Here is a 3,201-nt window from a genome sequence, read left to right on the forward strand (position 1 = left end):
TTGGTGTTGCGGAGTCAGGGCACGGCGGTTTCGGCTCGAACGCTTGCCGCCTCGCCAAGCATTCCCGGGAAGTATTTCTCGATCGCCCGGTGTTTCCGCTATGACCAAGTCGACGCCACCCATGCGACGGATTTCTTCCAGGTGGAGGGAATCGTGCTGGGAGAAGACATCAACTTTAGGACGCTGTTGGGTCTCCTGAATTTGTTTGCCCGAGAAGTGGCACAGGCGAAGGAAGCGAAATTCTTACCGGCTTATTTCCCATTTACCGAACCGTCGGTCGAATTGCATGTGCGGCATCCACGCTTGGGATGGATGGAACTCGGCGGCGCGGGTCTCTTTCGTCCCGAAGTAACGTTGCCGCTCGGTGTCACAGTGCCCGTCATTGCCTGGGGGTTGGGGCTTGATCGCATGGCGATGGTGGCGTTGGGTATTCATGACATACGAGAACTCTTCACCGACAACTTGGAATTGATCCGCACGACCAGAGGATTGTTCTAACTACATTCATGCCCACGATCACCATTTTCAAAGACGATTTAGAATCGCTTCTCACGGGTGATCGCAGCGCCGGCCGTAGCGTCACGATGGCTCAGTTGGAGGAGTGGCTCATGCTCGTGAAAGGCGAGCTGAAGGGGCACAGCCATGAAACCGGAGAGTTACGCATCGAACTGCAAGACAGCAATCGGCCGGACCTGTGGTGTTGCGAGGGGATTGCCAGACAAATTCGCATCAAGCAACAAGGCCGGCTGAAGCCCTATTCTTTCTTCGCCGAAAAACCGAAATCACCGCATAAGCTGATCGTGAAGCCCGGTATGGAGCAGGTGCGCCCGTATGTGGCAGCTTGTACGGCCAGGGGCTATCAGGTGACCGAGAAAGGTTTGGCTCAGCTGATTCAAACGCAGGAGAAGTTGGCCGACATCTTTGGACGCAAGCGCAAAACCGTCTCCATCGGAATCTACCAACTGCGGAATATTACCTTTCCGGTGACCTATGAGTTGGTCAAGCCGGATGATGTGCGGTTTACCCCGTTGGGTATGGAAACGACGATGACCCTGTCGGAAATTCTCATGGTTCATCCCAAGGGATTGGAGTACGGGCCTATTCTGGCCGTCAAAAGTTTGCTCCCTATACTCCGAGACGCGAAGGATCGACCATTGTCATTTCCGCCGATTATCAATAGTCGGGAAATCGGGGAGGTTCGGGTAGGTGATGATGAATTCTTCGTTGAAGTGACAGGGACAGATCTGCCGATGGTGATGCTGTCGCTGAATATCTTCGCGGCGAATTTGGCCGACCGCGGGGCGACCATCGAGCCGGTGGAAGTACAATATCCGACGAGCACAATATTTGGCAAACGGGTAAAAACCCCTCAAGATTTCGGGAAGCCCAAGACGATTCGGACCAAAACGATCGAACAGGCACTGGGCCAGGAGCTTGGCGAGACCGTCGTGAAGCAAGCGCTTGAGTCGTACGGGTATGGCGTGTCGGCGGAAAAGGGATCCGTGAAGGCAAAGCTTCCGCCGTACCGGCACGATCTGATGCATACGATGGACATCGTTGAAGACGTCGCCATGAGCCGTGGTTATGCGGAGTTTACTCCCGTCATGCCGGCGCAGTTTACGGTGGGAGGATTATCCGCCATTGAACAGCTCTCCGATCGAGCCCGAGAATTGATGGTGGGGCTCGGGTTTCAGGAAATCATTTCGAACATTCTCGGCTCACCGGATCATTATTCCCGTCTTATGCGTCTGGAAGGGACGGAATGGGGACGTATGGTGGAGGTGGACAACGTGATGTCGTTGAGCTTTTCCTGTCTCCGACAATGGATGCTGCCCTCATTGATGCGGCTCGAAGCCGCCTCGAGCCGGGCGTTCTATCCCCATCGCCTCTTCGAGGCCGGTGATGTGGCGATTCCCGACAGTGCTCACGAGTTGGGGTCTCGAACGGAAACCGTCTTGGGTGCCTTGATCGCTCACGCCGCCACTCATTTTTCAGAAATCCATTCTAGCCTCGATGTGCTGTTTTATTACCTCGGTAAAGAGTACAGTCTTGAGCCAATACAGCATCCGTCTTTTCTAGAAGGTCGTGCTGGGCGGATTCTCGTCTCAGGTAAGCACGTCGGCGTCATCGGAGAGGTCCATCCGGAGGTTCTCGAACGCTGGCAAATTGCCATGCCGGTCGTTGCGTTCGATGTGAATTTGTCGCAGCTTGCCGATCTTGGTTAACCAAATCTGTCCCTGTCACACGTGTCCGGGAGGTTGCTTCCCAAGCGAGAGCCAACCTACAATAGCCACGTGCATTTCGAGATCATCGGCGAGATTGGAGACATTGAAACCATAGCAGTCGGGGGCCGAATCAGAGATATTATGAGGCTCCGGCGCAGTTTCGGTCCTGGGCGCTGGAGAAAATTAAAAGGCACCGCTTGGGTTCGATTGGCCAACGGCGCTACTAGGCGAGCCGAAGTTCACTGGTATGAAACGCATGGAATCGGTCGGAAGAAAATGAAGATCAAGCGACTCCTCGACTGAGGGAACGAGCATGCGACGAAAGCACACAGATCATGAATTTGTGCTTTGCATAAAAAACGATGATTGCGACGATTTGGAAAAACGCAAAGTGTACCGCATTGTCCCTGACAAGAAGGCGGATAAAGACGGTTACCTTCGAGTGATCGATGAGTCGGGCGAGGACTATCTCTATCCGGCTTCCTACTTCATTCGGCTCCGATTGCCGCTTGAAGCTGAGCAGGCACTCGCGGCAGCAGGATAGTTGTGGGTTGTGAACCTCCCACAGTTGAGCGACCTGGCACAAGCTGCAGCTGACCGAGTGAACGGTAGGGAATTAACGATCTAGCGATTCCTCGACCAATCTGTCACCCAAACCCCAATTGTTGCCGTCAATTCTGTACGAATAGACCATTCTTCCAGAGAGTGGTCAGATGAATTTTGTAAGAAGTGGCCGCTAGGGGAGTTTATCAGTTCCTTGTAATAGCCCAGTTCAGCGACGGGCCGCTGCAGCAAGCCACGGAATGAAACCTTCTGGCGATCTTTACTTATGGAGCGCCGACCTTTTTCGTGCCCAGAATCATGGCTTCGGTCTCTTCGTGCGCAGTGTCGAGGCGGCCCTTGGCTGCGGTAAGTTTGATGAGTGCCTGTTCACGGGCGATCGCGCGAAATCCGTCGTATTACGTCCACGCACGCC

3 protein-coding genes are annotated in these 3,201 nt (G+C 54.1%); all 3 read left to right on the top strand.

Annotation, left to right across the window (positions count from 1 at the left end; translation table 11 throughout):
- Window positions 1-498: tRNA ligase subunit PheS family protein (locus ACOSYY_RS14840; RefSeq protein WP_526023326.1), on the top strand; the 498-nt coding region annotated here is incomplete at its 5' end.
- A gap of 8 nt (window positions 499-506) precedes the next feature.
- The gene (gene pheT / locus ACOSYY_RS14845; protein WP_421663308.1) at window positions 507-2,225 is read left to right on the top strand and encodes a phenylalanine--tRNA ligase subunit beta; all 1,719 of its coding nucleotides are present in this window, start codon (window positions 507-509) and stop codon (window positions 2,223-2,225) included.
- 313 nt (window positions 2,226-2,538) lie between these two features.
- Window positions 2,539-2,769, top strand: coding sequence for a hypothetical protein (locus tag ACOSYY_RS14850; RefSeq protein WP_421663309.1), 231 nt, complete (start codon window positions 2,539-2,541; stop codon window positions 2,767-2,769).
- Window positions 2,770-3,201 lie beyond the last annotated feature (432 nt).

The sequence above is a fragment of the Nitrospira sp. BLG_2 genome (assembly GCF_049222245.1).

Bases quoted from the DNA above. Each gene is read 5' to 3' on its own strand.
- pheT (WP_421663308.1), top strand. From the start codon at position 507: ATGCCCACGATCACCATTTTCAAAGACGATTTAGAATCGCTTCTCACG.
- ACOSYY_RS14850 (WP_421663309.1), top strand. From the start codon at position 2,539: ATGCGACGAAAGCACACAGATCATGAATTTGTGCTTTGCATAAAAAAC.